The organism is Sunxiuqinia rutila, assembly GCF_050589705.1.
In the GTDB taxonomy this organism is placed as follows: Bacteria; Bacteroidota; Bacteroidia; order Bacteroidales; family Prolixibacteraceae; genus Sunxiuqinia; species Sunxiuqinia rutila.
The window spans coordinates 61,108-80,249 of the sequence record NZ_JBNGOT010000001.1; the positions used below are offsets into that span (position 1 = coordinate 61,108).

Below are 19,142 nucleotides of genomic sequence, written 5' to 3' on the forward strand. Positions count from 1 at the left end.
AATAAGTTAATTGTGCCTTTGTGTAGACTTTTAGTGCTATTAATTTTGTTAAAATTAGTAAAAAATTGAACACAATAAGTTGGTAACGGAAGAAATGACGAGAAAAGTATTAAAAAACAACTGTTCAATAGCAGGTCTTTCAGATTGTTAGCGGAGCCATCTTTTTCATATCCGGTTGAAAAAATGGTAACCTGCCCGGCTTAAAACAGGGTAGGTCAATAAAAGAAGCTTCTGGCTTGCGGTAAGTGCATGCTTGCCGGCTGGCTTTAAATCCCAGCAGCCATTGCGGTCGCAGTTTACCGATGAAAAGCATCTCTTCAGCGAAATTTTAAACCTTCGTGCGTTAAAGCTTTCTTTATTTGTGTAACGAAAACAAAATCTTTTCGTCCATTAATTAAAGTTCGTTTATATGAAAAAGCAATTGCTTCACTTATCCGCCTTTCTCTTGGCCTTGTTTCTTATGTCTTCCTGCTTTTTTTTAGGTCCGTCAATAAAAGGAAACGGAATTGTGACTACGGAATACCGGGAAATTGGTGAGTTTGATAAAATTAAGGTAAGCACAGGGTTGAAAGTCATGCTTGTTCAATCTGAAAAGAATCTGGTAACGGTTGTGGCCGATGAAAATTTGCACGAAGTGATCCGGACCGAACTGAAGCGTGGTGAGTTGACTGTTTTTACGGATGCACGCATCAAAAAATCACGAGAACTTCTGGTTACGGTTGAATTTACCAATTTGGAAGAACTTCGTTCTACGGCCGGAGCTCAGGTAGGCAGCGATGGAATGCTACGAATTAAAAGACTGGTAACTAAAGCCAGCGCCGGAAGCCAGCAGAAACTTCAGCTTCATACCCAAACGTTGGAAGCAAAGGCTTCGGCGGGTTCTCAAATCCGGCTTTCAGGAGAAAGTCGTGAAGCTTCGCTGACGGCTTCATCCGGAGCCCAGTTGAATGCCGAAAAGCTGGATGTGCGACAATGTAAGGCGGATGTGTCAAGTGGAGCTCATATCTATGTAGAAGTGTCGGAGGATTTTGAGGGAGAAGCTTCCAGCGGCGGACAAATTTATTACTCAGGTTCTCCGTCAACGGTGGATACCAGCACCTCTTCGGGAGGAAATATTTCAAAAAAATAGGCAGAAATCAAAAATACCAACTTTATGAAGACAATGAAACACTATTCTTGCATGATTGCTTTGGCCTTGCTCGGGGTATTGCTTGTAATTCCAGGCTTTGCCAGTAGCGAAAGAACCGGAACACAAACCCGAAAAACAGCTAGTTTTCATGGCATCTCGGTTAGTAGCGGGATCGACTTGTACTTAACACAGGGTGATGCAGAGAAGGTTGTTGTAAAAGCAGATCCTGATGTTATTGATGAAGTGCTAACGGAAGTGCGAGATGGGATTTTGCATATTTACATGAAAAAGCAAAGAGGCTGGCCGTGGGATAAAGAGCGGGCTGCCTACGTTACTTTTGATGATTTAAACCGGTTGGATGTTTCGGCAGGAGCTGACGTTGAATCTCAGAATGCCTTTAACCTGGATGAAATTCAAATTGCTGTTAGCTCCGGGGCCGATGTTGAATTGGATGACCTAACGGCAAACTCAGTTTGGTTGGACACCAGCAGTGGTTCAGATGCTGAACTTAGCGGAAGTACTGAAAACCTGGAGGCCTCGTCATCCAGTGGTGCCGACATTTCCTGCGGCGATTTGGTGGCTAAGTATTGTTGGGTGAATGTTTCCAGCGGTGCAGATGCCGTAGTGCATGTCACTGAAGAACTAAGGGCATCGGCAAGTAGTGGGGGAGACATCCGCTACAAAGGCAATCCGATTAAAAAAGACATTAGCGAATCCAGTGGAGGAGACGTTTACAAATATTAGTTATTGATTTTGATACAATTGAGAGGGGCATCGTAAGGTGCCCCTTTTTATTTTTAAAGACACTGGAACTTCATCATTATTGAAATGCAGTAAAAAATATATATTTGTTGCCCAGCTAAATCCAGAACTCTTGTCAAAAGAAAATTGTGATATTAACCCGGAAGACATCCTTCAACTGAAAAAAGGCAGCAGAGACGCTTTTAACCGGTTGTTTCAGTCCTATAACCAGCGATTGTATTTTTTTGCGTTGGGTTACCTGAAATCAGAAAAGGACGCCGAAGAAGTGGTGCAGGAAACTTTTCTGAAGTTATGGGAGCGTCGAAAAGCAGTTGAACCGGAGCTTTCCATGCACGCCTATTTATTTAAGATTGCCTTTGGCTATATTCACAAACGCTTGACCAAAAATATGAAAGAGCAGCAGCTGAAACATGAACTGGCTGGCGAACTCGTACATTTCGATCAGCAAACTGCCAATCGGGCCAATTATCATTTCCTGCTACAATACATCAGCCAAGTGATCAACGAACTTCCTCCACGGCAAAAAGAAATTGTCAGTTTGCGCAAGCTGGAGGGCTACTCCGTGAAAGAAATTGCCGAAACACTTTCCCTGGCTGTAAAAACCGTAGAGGCGCATCTCACGGCGGGTTTAAAACACCTGCGCCAACGAATCCGGCTGGATGGAATGAATGACCTTTTGCTGTTTATTTTTTTGGGAAAGAAAAAAATTTGAGTTCCACTAAGGGTGTTTTGTCTTTTTAGGCTATTACTAGTAAAACATGCTATGTAATGAATATGGGCTCTGGTGATTTAATTCGTCGCTACTTTAACAATACCTACTCGCGCAATGATTATCTTAAAATGCGGGTTTTGGTGGATGACTCCGGTTTGGAGCTGCATAAGCAGCTTGCAAAACACTGGGAAGATTATAAAGAGGAGGATTTACCTCCACGAAAGGATTTGTCAGCCATTCAGCAACAAATTGAGCAACAGATTTCACCGAAGAACAATTCAAAACTACTAAAACGGATCTTGCATTCTTATTCGAAAGTTGCGGCGATTTTGGCTATCCCGCTTGTACTAGCTTTGGGACTTCTTTACGCGCAATTCAATGAATATCTTTTTCAGAAAGATGTCTATGTTGAGGTGTTTTCTCCATCAGGAGCTCATACCTCATTGAGTTTGCCCGATGGCTCTTCTGTTTGGTTGAATGGTGAGTCCCGAGTTCGGTATCCGGCGGTTTTTAACAATGACCGTCGTGTGCGCGTGGAAGGAGAAGCTTTTTTTAAAGTGAAAAGCGATGTGGAAAACCCCTTTTTTGTGGAGGCCAGGGAAATTGAAATCAAAGCAACAGGAACAGAGTTTAATGTATTGGCCTATCAGGATGAACCGGAGATTGATATTATTCTAAAAGAAGGGACTGTGACCGTTTCTGATGCCGGAACAGAGCTAAAACAAATGCAGGCCGGCTACCTGCTGAATTATCGGAGTAACACCCGCGATTTCAGCTACCAAAAAGTGGATGTGGAAAGCTATGCGGACTGGATTAACGGGAAGCTTGTTTTTGAGAACGCCCCGATGCCGGAAGTGGTTAAGCGCATGGAACATTGGTTTGGAGTGGATATTGAAATTGCAGATCCGTCCTTGAAGCAATTACATTTTAAGGCAACGTTTACGCATGAAAATCTGGAAGAAGCATTGAAGTTGCTGCAATTGACAGAAACATTCAGCTACCGGTTTGTGCGGCACACAGAGCCTTTACCGGATGGCACGTATGAAAAAACGAAGGTAATAATCTCAAAACGATAAATATATGTAGAAATAAAAAAGATCAGGAAAACGATTGCGGCGCTTTCCTGATCACCCAAAAGAGTTATTAAAATTTTATAACCCTCAAACTTTTCAAATTTATGAAAAAAAATCTAATTGTCAGGGCATGGCGTAGCTGTGCTTTCTCTAAACTTTTCAAGATCATGAGATTAACGTTGGGATTGCTCTTTGTTCTCGTGCTTCAGGGGTGGGCAGTAGACTCCTATTCTCAGAAAACGAGTCTTAACCTGGATATGAAAGATGCCGGGATTGTTGAAATTTTAAATGAAATAGAAAATCAAACGGACTTCTATTTCTTGTTCAACTACGAACAAATGAATGCAAATAAGAAGATGAATGTAAAACTATCGAATGCCAATATTGAAAGCACGTTAGATTATCTTCTGAAAGAGACCGGTCTGGAATATACCATCAACGAAAGGCAGATTGTTATTTCAAAAGGCAAGGACTCCAACCAGACCAATCCTTTCTTACTTCAACAGAAAAAGAGTGTATCGGGAAAGATTACCAACTCTCTCAATGAGCCCATTCCCGGTGCTACGGTGTTAATCAAAGGCACAATGAAGGGAACAGTAACCGACATTGACGGGCGCTACACGCTTAGTGACCTGGCGAGCAATGCTACGCTTGTTTTCTCCTTTGTAGGAATGAAGTCGCAGGAAGTAATGGTTGGAAATCAAGACAATATTGACATTGTCTTGCAGGAAGATTACTTGGGCGTTGAAGAAGTTGTGGTTGTTGGTTACGGAACGATGGAAAAGCGTGAGGTAACCAGTTCAATCACTTCGGTCAAAGATAAGGATCTGATCCCGGGATTGTCCGGAAATCCATTAACAGCCATGCAGGGAAAAGTTACCGGATTGAGCATTCACTCCGATAACGGAACCAGCCCGAACTCGTCAACTTCGGTTCAGCTGCGTGGTGTTGCTTCGGTATTGGCCGGACAAGGTCCGCTGATTGTAATTGATGGAATTCCCGGAGGAAGTTTAAATTCGGTAAGTCGCGAAGACATTGAATCCATTGATATTTTGAAAGACGCTTCGGCTGGTGCTATTTATGGTACACGTGCAGCAGGTGGCGTTATCCTGATTACAACCAAGCAAGCCAGAGCCGGAAAAATTCGTTTAACTTATACCTCTGAATTCACCACTGAAACGATCCGCAAAACTCCGGAGGTGCTTTCTGCTGAAGAATTTGTTACCAATGGTTTGGGCCAGGATTTTGGACACACGACCGACTGGTACGATGAAGTGACTGTGGATAATCCTTTCCGTCAGCGTCATCACATTAACCTGCGCGGAGGTTCTGAAACATCAAAAATCTATGCCACCTTCTTAACATCAGAACAGGAAGGAATTGCCATTGGAGACCAGAAGAGTGAAATTGGTGGCCGCATTAATGCCAGCTTTGAATTGGTGGATGGCTTTGCTGAGATTATTACGCATGCCGATTACCGAAAAACAGAAAGCGATAAATCGCACAATGGTATTTTCAATCAGGCTTTGAAATTGAATCCAACCCTTACGCCTTATGATGATTCTCAGGTTCATGGGTTGAATGTATGGACCGGGGGCTGGGAGTATTACAACCCGGTAGCTGATATTCGTCTTCGTGATGATCAGACTGCCAATCATTATTTCTTGGGCGATGTTACCCTGAAATTAAGGTTTACCCCTCACCTGAGCTCTCAGGCTATGGTGGCAACTCGCAATCGTCAGTATCGGGACATCTATTATCAGTCAGCTCAGCATAAAGGCTCGCTGGACAACAGTCGCGCGGGGCATGCCAAGCAGGGGTACGGACAAAGTAGTGACAAAACCTTTGAATGGTTGGCCAACTATCTGAACGAAATTGGTGATCACACCATTAATGCGGTTGCTGGTTACAGTTTTCAGGAGTTTAATGCCGACGGGTTTAGCATGGAGAATTATGATTTCCCCGTTGATGGTATTCAAGCCTGGGATATGGGAAAAGGAACCTATTTGTCGGATGGAAAAGCAAAAATGAGCTCATGGAAAGATCCGCGGGAGCGATTGATTGCCTTCTTTGCCCGTGCAAACTATTCTTATAAAGACAAATATATGCTGACGGTAAGCAGCCGTTACGAGGGTTCTTCTAAATTTTACAAAGATCATCGTTGGGGGCTTTTCCCTGCTATTTCGGGGGGATGGCGAATCAGTAATGAGCCTTTTGCCGATGGCTTAAGCTTTGTGGATGACCTGAAAATCCGTGGAGGTTACGGGGTGACAGGTAATCAAAGTTTTGCTCCTGGAGTGGCTAGCCGGATGTACAAATCGGATACCTGGTGGCCTGTTAACGGCGAGTGGGTTTATGCCTATGGATCGGCCCACAATCAGAACAAAAATCTGCAGTGGGAGGAGAAAAAAGAGTTGAATATTGGTGTTGACTTTACGCTTTTCGACAGCAAGCTCTCGGGTAAGTTTGATATCTACGACCGTAAGGTTGATCAGATGATTTATGATATATCAGTATCTGTACCACCGGCTGTTCACGATAAAACAACCATGAATGTTGGAAGTTTGCGCAACAAGGGGTGGGAAACAGAGTTGACTTACAATCCGGTTCGCAGTAAAGACTGGAACTACACCACAACGATTAGAGCTTCGCACAATAAGTCGGTACTTGAATCACTTTGGGGAAGCCAAACATACTGGGATCGTGTTAGCTTTCCTGCTCCAGGTTCTCCGGGCACGGCTGTTCGCTTGTATCCCGGACAGGAAATTGGAAAGTTTTATGTTTGGAAATTTGCCGGTTTTACCGAAGAAGGAAACTGGATGCTGTATGATAAAGATGGCAACGCCTTTGATGTAACCAAGCAAACAAAAACAAATGAGGACAAGTACTTTGTGGGCAATGCCATTCCTAAGTTAAGGTTATCGTGGGATCACAGTGTTCGGTATAAAAACTGGGAGATGAATGCCTTTTTTACAAGCTGGATCGGACATGATGTGTACAATACCATCGATATGTATTATGGCCTTCCGAATGTAGAAGAGCAAAACGTATTGAAGCATGCATTTGATAAGCATAAAGATGTTGTTGGGGAGAAGGAGTTGAGTGACTATTGGATTGAAGATGCTGATTTTATTAAGCTGAAGGCTCTGACTTTGCGCTACAATTTTGATACCTCATTAATCAGTCAAATACAGAGCGCCAATATTTATTTGACAGGAAGAGATTTATTCACCCTTACCAAGTATTCGGGCATGGATCCGGAATCAAACGTGAATGGTTTGGAGCCAGGCTTCGAATGGCATAATAACATTTATCCGCGTACACGGGTATGGACTTTGGGTGTTCAATTAACTTTCTAACCTTAATAAAACCAAAAGAATATGAAACTAAAATATTTGAATTTACTGGCAGTCCTGCTGCTATTAAGTGTTGGATGTACAAACCTGGATGAGAAATGGTACAGTGCTGTGGTGCCGGAAACCTTTTTCAAAACAGAGAAAGATGTAAAAGCGGCCTTGTATCGGCCATTTACGCATGCGCGCTGGTACGAAGGGGGACATCGCTGGAACCTGCAGGAATATCCGGCCGATCAGTTTGCCATTACCACCAAAGGCCCTCACTGGTACAATGGGGGTGAAAATTACCGTTACCATTATCACGATTGGACCATCAATGATGGTTGGATTTGGGGAGCTTGGCGTGGAACCCTGATGGGCGTTGCTTTGGCTTTGGATACCAAAAGTGATTTGGAGAAACTGGATTATACCACAGTTGGCTTAACCGAAACAGATAAGGCCGACCACCTGATGCAGCTTCAGTCATTGATATCTTATTTCTATTTAAGGGGGCTTGACTATTTTGGAGGCTTGCCAATTTTTACGTCCAACGAAGGTGAAAATGTCCCCCGAAGCACCGATAAGGAAACCTTTGAGCATATCGAAACCATGCTGAAAGAGGCTATTCCGCAATTGCCTAAAAAAGTAAGCGGCGAAGTGGAAGAAGGAGCGATAAAGCAAGGTGCTGCTGCCATGATGTTGGCGCAATTGTATTTCAATGCTGAAGCCTATATTGGTGAAGACCGGTTTGATGCCTGTGCTGCAATTTGTCAGGATATCATTGATGGCGAGTATGGGGATTATTCTTTGGATCAGGACTGGTTTGGCCCGCATGATTTCTACAACAATGAATCACCTGAAATCATTTGGTCGATACCTTCAGAGTTTAATAAGCTGCAGTATGATTGGTTCTACAACTACTTCTATCATTACGAAACAGAAAAATACTTCGGGCTTGATGGCGGTGGCTGGAATGGTGCTCATATGCAGCCTTCACGCAAACCAACCGGAGAAATCTACAGCGAATTTGCACTGGGTAAACCTTACGAGAAGTTTGATGATAACGACTTAAGAAAGAAACCTTATGTCTACAACGGAGGTGGTAAATACGAAGGCATGTTCCTGGTTGGAAGACAGGAAAGTCCTTATGGGAAGAGTATTGGTACGCAGGAATACAAGGGAGAAGTTCTTTATTTTGTTGACCAGGTTGCCCGCTTTGCCAAAGTTGGTACAGAAGGGTATCCAAATATTGAATCGCTGAGGTCGAGCATGGCTGACGGTGAGGAAAATACCGGAGTGCGCCTGGTGAAAGCACCTTTCCCTAACCTTGATGATGAATCCTTGCGTTGGGGGGCAGATGACCCGGTTTATCGTTTAACGGAAACGTATTACATGCTTGCTGAGTGTAAACTTCGTGCAGGAGACAAAGGAGCTGCTGTTACCTTAATTAATGAGGTTCGCGAACGTAACTTTGAAGACAGACTGGATCCAAACCCGGTAACAGCGGCCAACCTGGATAAATACCGCATGGTTGATGAGTGGGGGATCGAGTTTCTGGGAGAAGGAAGACGGAGAACGGACCTTATTCGCTGGAATATGTTTACTACGGAAGATTGGTGGGATCATGAGGCCTCCGGTTCCGATCACCTGAATCGTTTTCCGGTTCCACAGAATGCGTTGTCCGGGAACAATGCGCTGGAGCAGAATCCGGGTTACTAGTCAAAGATTTTTTCTAAACCAACTAAATATTAATAAACCTAAAATTAAGCACTGCCGAAAGGTGGTGCTTTTTTATTTCATGGAGAAGCTATCGTAAAACCAGGTTTTGGGAAAGAAGTTCGGTTTGTTAAAAAGAGTCTGGAATGCAGTGGGGGTGATAAACGCAAAATTTACCTACCTTTAAGCATAACCTGCAATGCATTAATGACTAAACGTATGAATGAAAAATTAAACCGAAGAAATTTTCTTGGAAAAGCAGCCCTTGGAGCAGCTGCTGTTACGATTATTCCGCGTCATGTAATGGGAGGTAAAGGCTTTGTTGCAGCCAACGACCGAATCAACCTGGGCTTTATCGGAACCGGAAAGCAAGGTGGTATTTTGCTGAACTATTTTGCCGACAACTGTAAAGACCTGGTGCCTGTGGCTGCATGCGATGTTTATAAAACAAAGCTGGATCGGTTTGTTGAACAGGCCAAAACTTCTCTGGCAAAAAATGGCCACGCTACTGCCCGGATGCAGGCCTATGAAAAGTACCGCGATTTGTTGGCCAATCCAGATGTTGATGCCGTCGTGATTGCTGCCCCGGACCATTGGCATGCTCAAATGGCGGTTGATGCTGCCAAAGCCGGGAAAGATATTTACTGTGAAAAACCAATGGCTCTTACCGTGGCCGAGGGACGAGCAATGGTTGAGGCTACCCGGAAGTACAAGCGGGTCTTTCAGACAGGAAACATGCAGCGTTCGTGGCGAAACTTCCGTCATGCCGTGGAGTTGGTGAGAAATGGCTATATCGGCGAAATTAAGGAGATCAATGTCAGTGTTGGAGATCCGGTTATTCAATGCAACCTGCCAAGCCAGAAAGCGCCGGAAGCTTTAAATTGGGACTTGTGGGTTGGCCCATCGCTGTATCGCGATTTCCATGCAGAACTGGCACCTCCGGTTGAGGTGGATGTGTACCCCAACTGGCGAAATTACCGCAACTTTGGAGGTGGAATGGTTACTGATTGGGGGGCTCATATGTTTGATATTGCCCAGTGGGCCATGGGCATGGATGAATCGGGCCCTGTTGAATTTATTCCGCCGGAAAAACCAGCCAAGCGTGGTTTGAAAATGGTGTACGAGAATGGTGTGGTGGTTAACCATGTGGATTGGGGCGATTTTAACGCGGTTCAGTTTATAGGTACCGAAGGGAAAGTGGAAATCAGCCGGTCGTTTTTACGCACTTTCCCCAACGAGAAGTTGGCTGAACAAGCGCTGAAGGAGACAGATGAACGGGTTTATTACAGCGACAATCATTACCAGGATTGGGTGAAGGCCATGCGAACACGTGAAAAACCGATCTCCGATGTAGAAACTGGTCACCGGACAGCCTCGATGTGTAACCTGGCAAACATTGCCTACGAGCTTCAACGTCCGCTGAGTTGGGACCCCAAGAAAGAAGAATTTAAGAACGACCAATTTGCCAACCTGATGCGTACGCGTCCGTTCCGGGGGCAGTGGGACTTTACGGATTTTTAATTCGATATTATAGAAAGCAAATAAGGCCTCAGCTTTTGTGTCGGGGCTTTTTGTTTAGATGAAACTGTCAGTAATTTTTTCGATTTAAGAGGATGCACTTAAAATTTTCTACTTTTGTTTTGAATCGATAAACTTTTCAAATGGGTGGAGATGAAGATAGGGGCTATGTTGAACGTTTGAAAAATGATGATTTTTCAGCTTTTGACACCTTATTTAAAAAGTATGCTGAAAGTCTTTATGGTTTTGCACGAAGCATTACGAAAGAACCTTATATCGCAGAAGAGATTACTCAGTTGGTTTTTATGAAGATTTGGGAAAAACGTGCTCAGCTGGATGAGTTTCGATCCATTAAATCGTTCCTCTTTTCAATTGCTTATTCTGAAACAATTTCTTGGCTACGAAAGGAAAAATCGGAAAAACATAGAATGAATGTGGTCGGAACTGAGATGCTACAAGCATCGAACGAAACGAACTTGAGCATCGAATTTAATGATATGCATACTCTAGTCGATCAGATTGTTGAGGGACTTCCAGAAAAACGAAAAGAAATTTTCAAGCTCAGTCGGGTGCAAGGCTACTCGAATAAGGAAATAGCCAGTCGGTTAAATATCTCGATAAAAACGGTTGAAAATCAAATGACCGCTACCTTGAAAACCTTGAAAGAACAGCTTCGCAAAAATGGTATTTTAGGGCTTCTTTTTTATTTTATCACCTTTTATTAATTTTTTTTCTTGGTCGAATAGGGGTGATAGGCATTTGGATTCGTAGTATAGATGTTTAAAGAGCTATGCAATGAATTTCAATTACACCGAACTTAAAGAATACCTGGAAGGAAAAACAACTGATCAGCAATCAGAAGAGATCAGAAATTGGATGAAAAATCCAGAGAATGAGGAAGAAGTTCGTCGGTTATTGGGTGAAATATGGGCTCATTCGGAAATCAGACTGAAAGGGGAAAAGCCAAACTTTGAACTTTTATTGGATCGACTGCACTACCGTATCAAAACACAATCCGTGCAGGCGGAATCTCAAAATACTCAAGCTAAGACTTTATCGCATCGTCTCGTTCAGCAGTTCTCACGAATAGCTGCCATATTAATTCTTCCTGTACTTCTTTTAACTGCTTACTTCTATTTCAACACTGACCGCAGTTTTTCCAGGTTTGCTGAGGTGCCTGCCATGCGCGAGATATACACTAAACCGGGAACTCGAACCATGCTGACTTTACCTGATGGTACGAAGGTTTGGCTAAACGACGGGACCCTTTTTAAGTACCCGGAGTCTTTTTCCGGAAATCAACGAGAGGTGTTTGTTGATGGCGAGGCCTTCTTTGATGTGACCACCAATTCGAAGAAACCCTTTGTGGTAGATAACCCCATTATGAAAACGATAGTCACAGGGACACAGTTTAATTTATATGCCTATACTGATGATCAGTATTTTGAGGCTACTTTGTTGGAGGGGAAAATTCATTTGAATGGAAGGGCAGGGAAAATTGAACTTGATCCCGGACAGCAAATCCAGTTTGACGCGGCCAGCAAACAATTATTGAAACAGAAAGTAAATCCTGAAAATGCTGCTGCGTGGGTAGATGGTAAATTAGTCATGCATGATGAGCGATTGGACCTTGCAGTAAAAAAGCTGAGTCGTTGGTACAATGTTGACATCTCAATCAACAGCCCAAACCTGAAATCGTATGAGCTAACCTGCACCCTTGAAAATGAGAAATTGGAGCAATGCCTTGAATTAATTACTCGCGCATTGTCCATACAATATCGCATAAAATCAATTCATTCAGATAATCAAATTCGACAAAAAATAGAGCTTATGATGAAATAAAAAAAGCCTGACGGAATCTTGCACATTCGCGACAGGCCATATTGATTTATTATAAATAAAACAACCCAAATTTATGAAAAAAAAGTTGAATCTGCCGATTCGAGGTGCCTTATATCCCCGGATTCGGAAAATGCTCATGTACATGAAAATTACGTGCTTATTCATTCTATTGGCAGTTGCTCAGGTTTTTGCGGCAACCAGCTATGCGCAAACAGCCAATATCTCGATCCACCTGACTAATGCTACTGTCGAAAAGGCCTTGCAATCCATTGAAGACCAGACAGAGTACTATTTTTTATATAGCCGTAGTGTCGTCGATGTTAAACGCGAGGTCAATATTGAGGTTGAGGAGGCTGAAATTGATCAGTTGCTGAACTCCTTATTTGAAGGAACGAATGTGTCGTATAAAATTGATGGACGACAAATTGTTTTATCCAGTTCTGAAAACAGAACGGTTCAACAAAAGACTATATCTGGTAATGTAACGGATTCGTCGGGGCAGCCACTTCCTGGAGTCACCGTAGTGGTGAAGGGAACAACCATTGGTGTTGTTACTGATTTTGATGGAAACTACTCCCTCTCCAATGTAGCAGATGATGCAACATTGGTATTCTCGTTTGTTGGGATGAGAACTCAGGAGATTGTTATTGGCAATCAATCAACGATCAACGTGGTTATGGCGGAAGATGCCATTGGTATAGAAGAGGTTGTTGCCGTAGGGTATGGGGTGCAAAAGCGAGCCAATTTAGCAGGTTCTGTTGCGACTATTGGAAGTGAAGAAATGGTTAGAGTTCCTATTGCTAACTCGGGTCAGGCCCTGGCAGGAAAAGTGGCCGGATTGGTTGTAAAAGAAAATACCGGTAAACCAGGTGCTGCACCAAGCATAAGTATTCGTAATTATGGTTCTCCGTTAATTATAGTGGATGGTGTTGAACAAGCGAACTATCACAATATTGACCCAAATGAAATAGAGTCGTTTACCATATTAAAGGATGCTTCTGCTGCAATTTATGGTTCTAAAGCTGGTAACGGAGTTATTTTAATAACAACGAAAAGAGGGAAAACGGGTAAACCTAGAATTGAAGTAAATTCTTCTTTTACAGCTCAAACTCCTACCTCATATCCTCAATGGCTTAGCACATGGGATTTTGCACAGGCCAGTAATGAAATTGCAGACTTCAGAAAAGAAGTTGATGAGCGCAATGGAAAAGAATACGTATATGCTGCTTGGAATGCCATACCGGGATTTGCAAGCGATCGAAAATACACTGATGCCGATATTGAAGCTATGCGTAATGGAGCAACGCCAAATACCGATTGGCTTGATGCAACTCTAAACAAATATTCTCCAATGCAGAATCACAATATTAGTGTGTCGGGAGCAAACGAACGAGTTGGGTACTTTATCTCAGCTGCTTATACCAACCAGATTGGTTATTATAAATCCGACGATTCAAAGATGAATCGATATAATGTACGCTCCAATATCGATATTAACGTGGCAAAAAACCTGAATATAGGTTTGGATCTGTCTGTACGTAATACAGATATCAGAGATACATGGGTTGGTGAAGATCAAATTTGGATGAGTATACGTACTTCCATGCCATTTTATCCTTCGTCTTATCCTGATCCAACCAAGATTCCTTACGCTGGCTGGGATGCCAATACCCTGACCAATACAACGAATGCTGATCTGTCAGGGTATAAGAAACAATTGAGAAGTTATAAAACAGGTGCCATGAGTATGAAATACATAATGCCTTTTATAAAGGGACTGTCGGCACTGGGTAGAGTAAATTATATTGGTGACAGCCAGTACAATAAAAACTTTGGAATCCCTTTTACAACATGGCGTTACGATGAAGCGAACGATCTTTATTATAACCCGATTACTCAAAATCAGGATTACGGTTTTCTGGACAAACGTTATGAAAGTGAACGATTGACTTATCAGTTTCAATTGGATTATAACCGTTCGTTCGGCGACCACAATGTTAAAGCACTGGCAGTATACGAAGCTATTGATTACAAGACGAACCAAATACAGGGTACAATAAAAGGATTTATTTCACCTGCTATTGATCAGATTTTCGCAGGTAATCCCGAAACAAAGACCTTGTCAGGAACAGCTTACGAAGAAGGGAATGTAAGTTATGTGGGGCGTTTAAATTACGATTATAAAGGCAAGTATCTTTTAGAATCAACGATACGTACTGATGGTTCTTCAAGGTTTAGCCCCGACGTAAGGTGGGGGACTTTCCCTAGTGTTTTGGCGGCATGGAGAATGTCGGAAGAAAACTTTATCAAGGAATACATTCCGGCAATTGATAACCTGAAGCTTCGGACATCATATAGTCAAACAGGTTACGATCGTAATGCAGCTGCCTATCAATATTTGACAACTTATTCCTTCTCAGGTCAATATGTGATGGATGGTATAACTGAAAAAGCAATTGTCACGGATGGATTGGTTAATCCTGATGTAACTTGGGAAACCATGACAAATTACAATGCCGGGCTGGATGTTTCTTTGTGGCGGGGTAAATTAGGAGTTGAGTTCGACTATTTTTACCGCCTGAGAGACGATATTCTTGCCACTCGATTATCTACATTACCCAATACTTTTGGGGCGACTTTGCCACAGGAGAATCTGGAAGCTATAGACAACCGAGGATTCGAACTCGTAGTGAAACACTCGAATCAGATCAACGATTTCAAATACAACCTTTCAGGAAATATTTCATGGACACGTGCTAAATATGTTCGGGTTGAAGAGCAGGAATACGAAGACGAAGATGAAGCCAGGCTATACACAAAAACCGATCGATGGACCAACATCCGTTACGGATACGAAGTGGATGGTTGGTTAACCGACGAAGACCTTGCTTGGACTCAAACATCAGGAATTAACTATGATAATTCAGCAAGTCCCAACAGCACTTTGGCTGCAGGTCTACCAAAGTATGTTGATCAAAATGATGATCGTGTGATTGATTGGAGAGACCAAGTTGAAATAGGGCGCGGAAGTACACCTGAAATCATGTACGGAATAAATGGTAATGCTTACTGGAAAAATTTCGATGTTTCGATGTTATGGCAAGGTGCAACAAACTATGATATCGTTATTAGTGATCATATGCTTTTCCCTGTTGGCGGTGGACAGGATGGTGGAAATATACCCCAGTTTTTATTCGATGGTCGCTGGACTCCTGAAAATCCAAATTCTAAGTTTCCGCGCCTGACTGACGGTGCCGGTGCCGGTGGTTATATCTCAAAAACCTCAACAATAAACACCTTCTCTGCCGGATATATCCGCCTTAAAAATTTAAGCATTGGATATTCGCTTCCAAAGAGCCTACTCAATAAAGTGAAAGGACTTTCAAATGCTCGGGTCTATTTTGCTGGATATAATTTGCTGACATTTGATAAATTATCAGATTTTGAGATTGATCCTGAACGTGGTGGGAATTACAACGGACGTTATATTCCGCAGTATAAATCATTCTCGCTTGGTTTGAACATTACATTAGAATAACAGAAAAAGCTGCCTATTATGAAAAATAAGATAATACTATATTTACTGGCTATTGTTTTTATTGGGAACTCGTGCCAGGATTCAATTTTAGACCGTGAGCCTCTGGATAAAATTGCCGAATCGGCAGTATTTACTAGCGCCCCTCTTGTAAATGCAAATCTTAATAGTTTGTATGCTAATACCTATTTTAAGTACCATGGTGGAGGGTACGTATACGAATTTATGCGGGAAATGCTTTTGGGAGGTGAGGCCCGCGACCGTGGTGACTGGTACGGACAGGCCAACTATGTGGATCATCAGTTAATGACTTCATCCGATGATGGAATCGTTTCACTGTGGCAGTATTCTCATATCCGTAATATTAATGAGTTTATCGAAAAGCTTTCTGCATCCGAAAATGTTTCTGGAATGGATGATGACCTGAAAGCAATAAGGATTGCTGAAGCCAGATTTTTACGTGCTTTCACATATTTCGAAATGGTTAAAAGATATGGTGGAGTTCCATTAATTACGGAAGCGCAGGATATTCCTGAAAGTGAAACGGATTCAACGTTGTATGTGTCGAGAAACTCCGAACAGGAAATATATGATTTTATCGATGCTGAAACGGAAGCAATTATTCAGATTTTGCCCGACGCATCAACAATGGGCAATGGTCGGGTAAATAAATATGCTGTTTACGCATTTCGTTCGCGTGCCATGCTTTATGCCGGGAGTATTGCCAAGTATGGAGAAGTACAGTTAAATGGACTGCTGGGTATTCCATCCGCTGAAGCTCAATCGTACTACCAAAAATCATACGATGCATCAAAGGAAATAGCAAATGGAGGCTATGCTTTGTACAACGCTGAGTCTGATAAAGCAACAAATTATCAGATGTTATTTCTGGATGAAGACAATGTTGAGGTAATTTTTGCTGAGAAGTTTAATGGACTTGATAAAAAGGGCCACAACTTCTCGAAATTTGCATGGCCGGGTACTGAAACAAGAGTAACCTGGGGAGCAGAAGTAATGGTCTACTTAGAAGTAGCCTTGGATTATGATTATATTGATGGAAGATCAGGTCAGGATGACCGCTCTTTACTTGAAAGCGATCAACTGGTAGATTTTGATGAGCTATGGAAAGACAAAGATCCTCGCTTCCATGCCTCTGTTATATACCCGGGAGCTATGTTTGCCGGTTATCCTATTTATTGCCACGATGGTACTTATGTTGATGGAGTATTGAATACTCAGCAGGAGTTAGTAGGCGAATACAATGGATTCGAATGGTTCGCTAAATCTCCCTGGTCAAGATTCCAGGACAGAACTTGTTTGACAATCAAAAAATTCCTGAATGAGCCTCTTGGCACTCAGGTTAAGGATAATGAAGACGACGTAGATAAGATTATTTACCGCTACGGTGAAGTATTGCTAAATCAGGCAGAAGCTGCTTACGAATTGAATAAACCGGGAGAAGCACTGGCTGCCCTAAACCAGATCAGGGAAAGAGCAGGAATGCCGGCATTGGAAACAGTTACTTTTGATGATATCGTTCATGAAAGAGATGTAGAATTAATGTTCGAAGATCACAAATACTGGGATTATCGTCGCTGGCGTATCGCTGAAGAAAAATTAAGTGAAAAACGTGGAGGTATGAAAGTTTATTTCGATTGGGATACTAAGAAATACGAAGTGAATGTGGTGGATGATAGTGATAGAAGAATCCGCTATTTTGGTTCGCAGCATTATTATATGCCGATAAAAATTTCCAGAATCTCAAATAATCCAAATCTGGCTCCTGAGAATCCAGGATATTAACCAGATTATAATATTAAATTGAGCCTTGTTGTGTAATTGTGATGCAGCAAGGCTCAATATTTATCTACTAATAAAAACCAAAGTCATGAATGCAACTAACTTAAAAAGTTACCTTCTTTTGTTACAGGCTTGGATCTTTTTCATCGGATTATTTTTTTGCTCTAATCAAGCCATAGCACAATCACAACTTCCGCTACCAACCCCGCCCCAGCTTCAGTGGCAAAATGCCGAACTGGCAGCATTGGTTTGCTGGGATTTGCATGTTTTTGACGGTGAATTTTATGTGCAAAAAGAAGCGCGAATTACACCCGTAAAGGATTATAATAGCTTTAATCCGCAAAAGTACGACATGGACCAGTGGATTAAATCGTTAAAAGATGGAGGGTTTAAAATCGCCATTTTTACCGTGAGCCACGAAACCGGATTCTTTTTCCATCAAAGCGATGCCACCCCCTATTGTATGAAAGCTTTGAAGTGGCAGGATGGTAAAGGCGATATTTTGCGCGATTTTAAAGCCTCATGCGAAAAATATGGGATACTTCCCGGTGTATATATTGGTACGCGTTGGAATGCTTTTTACGGTATTCATGACTTTAATGTGCATGGCGCTAATGAGTTTGCACAAAACAGGCAGAAGCATTACAACACCATGATCGAAAAAATTGTAAAGGAGATTTTCACCAACTATGGAGATTGGGCAATGGTTTGGTTTGATGGTGGTGCTCATGGTCCGGAACAAGGAGGCCCAGATGTGTTATCGGTTTTCGAAAAATACCAGCCCAATTGTCTGTTTTACCACAACCTGCAACGAGCCGACATGCGCTGGGGAGGCAGTGAAAGCGGAACGGTTCCGTATCCTTGCTGGAGTACATTTCCGTATCCTTCCACAGGTGCGGGAGAATCAGCCAAGAAGGAGATCTATGCGAATAATTTTCAGATGTTAAAAACCGGTGTCCCGGATGGCAAATATTTCATGCCTGCTATGAGCGATGCTCCTTTAAGAGGCAATGGAGGGCACGATTGGTTTTGGGAGCCCAACCGTGAAAGTACGATTTTCCCGTTGGAGACATTGATTGAAAAGTACTACAAATCAGTTGGTCATAACACCAGCCTGATTTTGGGGGTAACGCCTAACCCGGATGGTTTAATGCCCGAACCGGATGTAAAACGCCTGAAAGAATTTGGCGATGAAATAAAACGAAGGTTCTCAAGTCCGGTTGCTACCACTTCAGGAACCGGAGAAAGATTAACTCTGAAGCTTCCTAGAACGCAAAAAGTAAATCAGATCGTTTTATTGGAAGATATTGCTAAAGGAGAGCGTGTTCGGAAATTTGTTTTGGAAGGAAAGACTAAAAATGGCTGGCAAACGATCTTTGAAGGTTCTTGTATCGGGCATAAATTTATCCATCGTTTTGATGCGATCGATTTTTCTAAAATACGACTGCAAATTTCTGAATCGAGGGGGACCCCGCAGATTAAGGAATTTACTGTCTACAATGTTGAAGATTGAGGAAACCGGATTATTGTAAATGAAAAAGATGAGAAAAATAGTAACCATTGTAATTGTTGGTCTTGCCCTTTTATATTCATTTTCTTCAGCAGGTCAATCAATTAAATCAATAAAGGAAAAGTTTTCAAATACAGAATTTACTTTCGAAGAAGTTACTGGAATTGGTTACGAAGCCGGCGTAACGCGCCGCGATCCCAGCGATGTAAT

12 protein-coding genes are annotated in these 19,142 nt (G+C 42.4%); all 12 read left to right on the forward strand.

The genetic code is table 11. The features are described from left to right. The first annotated feature begins 409 nt into the window (after positions 1 to 409). The 12 genes from ACRD6K_RS00300 (at position 410) to ACRD6K_RS00355 (ending at position 18,935) form a co-directional block, all read left to right on the forward strand. Positions 410 to 1,129, forward strand: a complete 720-nt coding sequence (locus tag ACRD6K_RS00300; protein ID WP_430971615.1) for a head GIN domain-containing protein — start codon at positions 410 to 412, stop codon at positions 1,127 to 1,129. A gap of 24 nt (positions 1,130 to 1,153) precedes the next feature. Then, on the forward strand, positions 1,154 to 1,873 hold the full coding sequence (locus tag ACRD6K_RS00305; protein ID WP_430971616.1) for a head GIN domain-containing protein: 720 nt from the start codon (positions 1,154 to 1,156) through the stop codon (positions 1,871 to 1,873). A 130-nt stretch (positions 1,874 to 2,003) separates the two neighbouring features. Next, on the forward strand, positions 2,004 to 2,603 hold the full coding sequence (locus ACRD6K_RS00310) for an RNA polymerase sigma factor (protein WP_430971617.1): 600 nt from the start codon (positions 2,004 to 2,006) through the stop codon (positions 2,601 to 2,603). Between the two features lie 56 nt (positions 2,604 to 2,659). Beyond that, the gene (locus tag ACRD6K_RS00315; protein WP_430971618.1) at positions 2,660 to 3,679 is read left to right on the forward strand and encodes a FecR family protein; all 1,020 of its coding nucleotides are present in this window, start codon (positions 2,660 to 2,662) and stop codon (positions 3,677 to 3,679) included. A gap of 164 nt (positions 3,680 to 3,843) precedes the next feature. Then, positions 3,844 to 7,035: a SusC/RagA family TonB-linked outer membrane protein gene (locus ACRD6K_RS00320; protein WP_430971619.1), complete on the forward strand. Its 3,192-nt coding sequence runs from the start codon at positions 3,844 to 3,846 to the stop codon at positions 7,033 to 7,035. Between the two features lie 21 nt (positions 7,036 to 7,056). Further along, positions 7,057 to 8,730, forward strand: a complete 1,674-nt coding sequence (locus tag ACRD6K_RS00325; protein WP_430971620.1) for a RagB/SusD family nutrient uptake outer membrane protein — start codon at positions 7,057 to 7,059, stop codon at positions 8,728 to 8,730. A 216-nt stretch (positions 8,731 to 8,946) separates the two neighbouring features. Then, positions 8,947 to 10,248, forward strand: coding sequence for a Gfo/Idh/MocA family protein (locus ACRD6K_RS00330; protein ID WP_430971621.1), 1,302 nt, complete (start codon positions 8,947 to 8,949; stop codon positions 10,246 to 10,248). Between the two features lie 140 nt (positions 10,249 to 10,388). Then, the gene (locus tag ACRD6K_RS00335; protein WP_430971622.1) at positions 10,389 to 10,970 is read left to right on the forward strand and encodes an RNA polymerase sigma factor; all 582 of its coding nucleotides are present in this window, start codon (positions 10,389 to 10,391) and stop codon (positions 10,968 to 10,970) included. 70 nt (positions 10,971 to 11,040) lie between these two features. Then, on the forward strand, positions 11,041 to 12,087 hold the full coding sequence (locus ACRD6K_RS00340) for a FecR family protein (protein WP_430971623.1): 1,047 nt from the start codon (positions 11,041 to 11,043) through the stop codon (positions 12,085 to 12,087). A gap of 73 nt (positions 12,088 to 12,160) precedes the next feature. Beyond that, on the forward strand, positions 12,161 to 15,625 hold the full coding sequence (locus ACRD6K_RS00345; protein WP_299584370.1) for a TonB-dependent receptor: 3,465 nt from the start codon (positions 12,161 to 12,163) through the stop codon (positions 15,623 to 15,625). A gap of 18 nt (positions 15,626 to 15,643) precedes the next feature. Then, complete coding sequence (locus tag ACRD6K_RS00350) at positions 15,644 to 17,425, forward strand: RagB/SusD family nutrient uptake outer membrane protein (RefSeq protein ID WP_430971624.1); 1,782 nt, start codon at positions 15,644 to 15,646, stop codon at positions 17,423 to 17,425. Between the two features lie 85 nt (positions 17,426 to 17,510). After that, positions 17,511 to 18,935 carry an alpha-L-fucosidase gene (locus tag ACRD6K_RS00355; protein WP_430971625.1) on the forward strand — a complete coding sequence of 475 codons (1,425 nt, stop codon included), beginning with the start codon at positions 17,511 to 17,513 and terminating at the stop codon, positions 18,933 to 18,935. Positions 18,936 to 19,142: the final 207 nt, after the last annotated feature.

What these genes read in the sequence shown, in the direction of transcription:
- ACRD6K_RS00300 (WP_430971615.1), top strand. Translation starts at nt 410, where the DNA reads ATGAAAAAGCAATTGCTTCACTTATCCGCCTTTCTCTTGGCCTTGTTT.
- ACRD6K_RS00305 (WP_430971616.1), top strand. Translation starts at nt 1,154, where the DNA reads ATGAAGACAATGAAACACTATTCTTGCATGATTGCTTTGGCCTTGCTC.
- ACRD6K_RS00315 (WP_430971618.1), top strand. Translation starts at nt 2,660, where the DNA reads ATGAATATGGGCTCTGGTGATTTAATTCGTCGCTACTTTAACAATACC.
- ACRD6K_RS00320 (WP_430971619.1), top strand. Translation starts at nt 3,844, where the DNA reads ATGAGATTAACGTTGGGATTGCTCTTTGTTCTCGTGCTTCAGGGGTGG.
- ACRD6K_RS00325 (WP_430971620.1), top strand. Translation starts at nt 7,057, where the DNA reads ATGAAACTAAAATATTTGAATTTACTGGCAGTCCTGCTGCTATTAAGT.
- ACRD6K_RS00330 (WP_430971621.1), top strand. Translation starts at nt 8,947, where the DNA reads ATGAATGAAAAATTAAACCGAAGAAATTTTCTTGGAAAAGCAGCCCTT.
- ACRD6K_RS00335 (WP_430971622.1), top strand. Translation starts at nt 10,389, where the DNA reads ATGGGTGGAGATGAAGATAGGGGCTATGTTGAACGTTTGAAAAATGAT.
- ACRD6K_RS00340 (WP_430971623.1), top strand. Translation starts at nt 11,041, where the DNA reads ATGAATTTCAATTACACCGAACTTAAAGAATACCTGGAAGGAAAAACA.
- ACRD6K_RS00345 (WP_299584370.1), top strand. Translation starts at nt 12,161, where the DNA reads ATGAAAAAAAAGTTGAATCTGCCGATTCGAGGTGCCTTATATCCCCGG.
- ACRD6K_RS00350 (WP_430971624.1), top strand. Translation starts at nt 15,644, where the DNA reads ATGAAAAATAAGATAATACTATATTTACTGGCTATTGTTTTTATTGGG.
- ACRD6K_RS00355 (WP_430971625.1), top strand. Translation starts at nt 17,511, where the DNA reads ATGAATGCAACTAACTTAAAAAGTTACCTTCTTTTGTTACAGGCTTGG.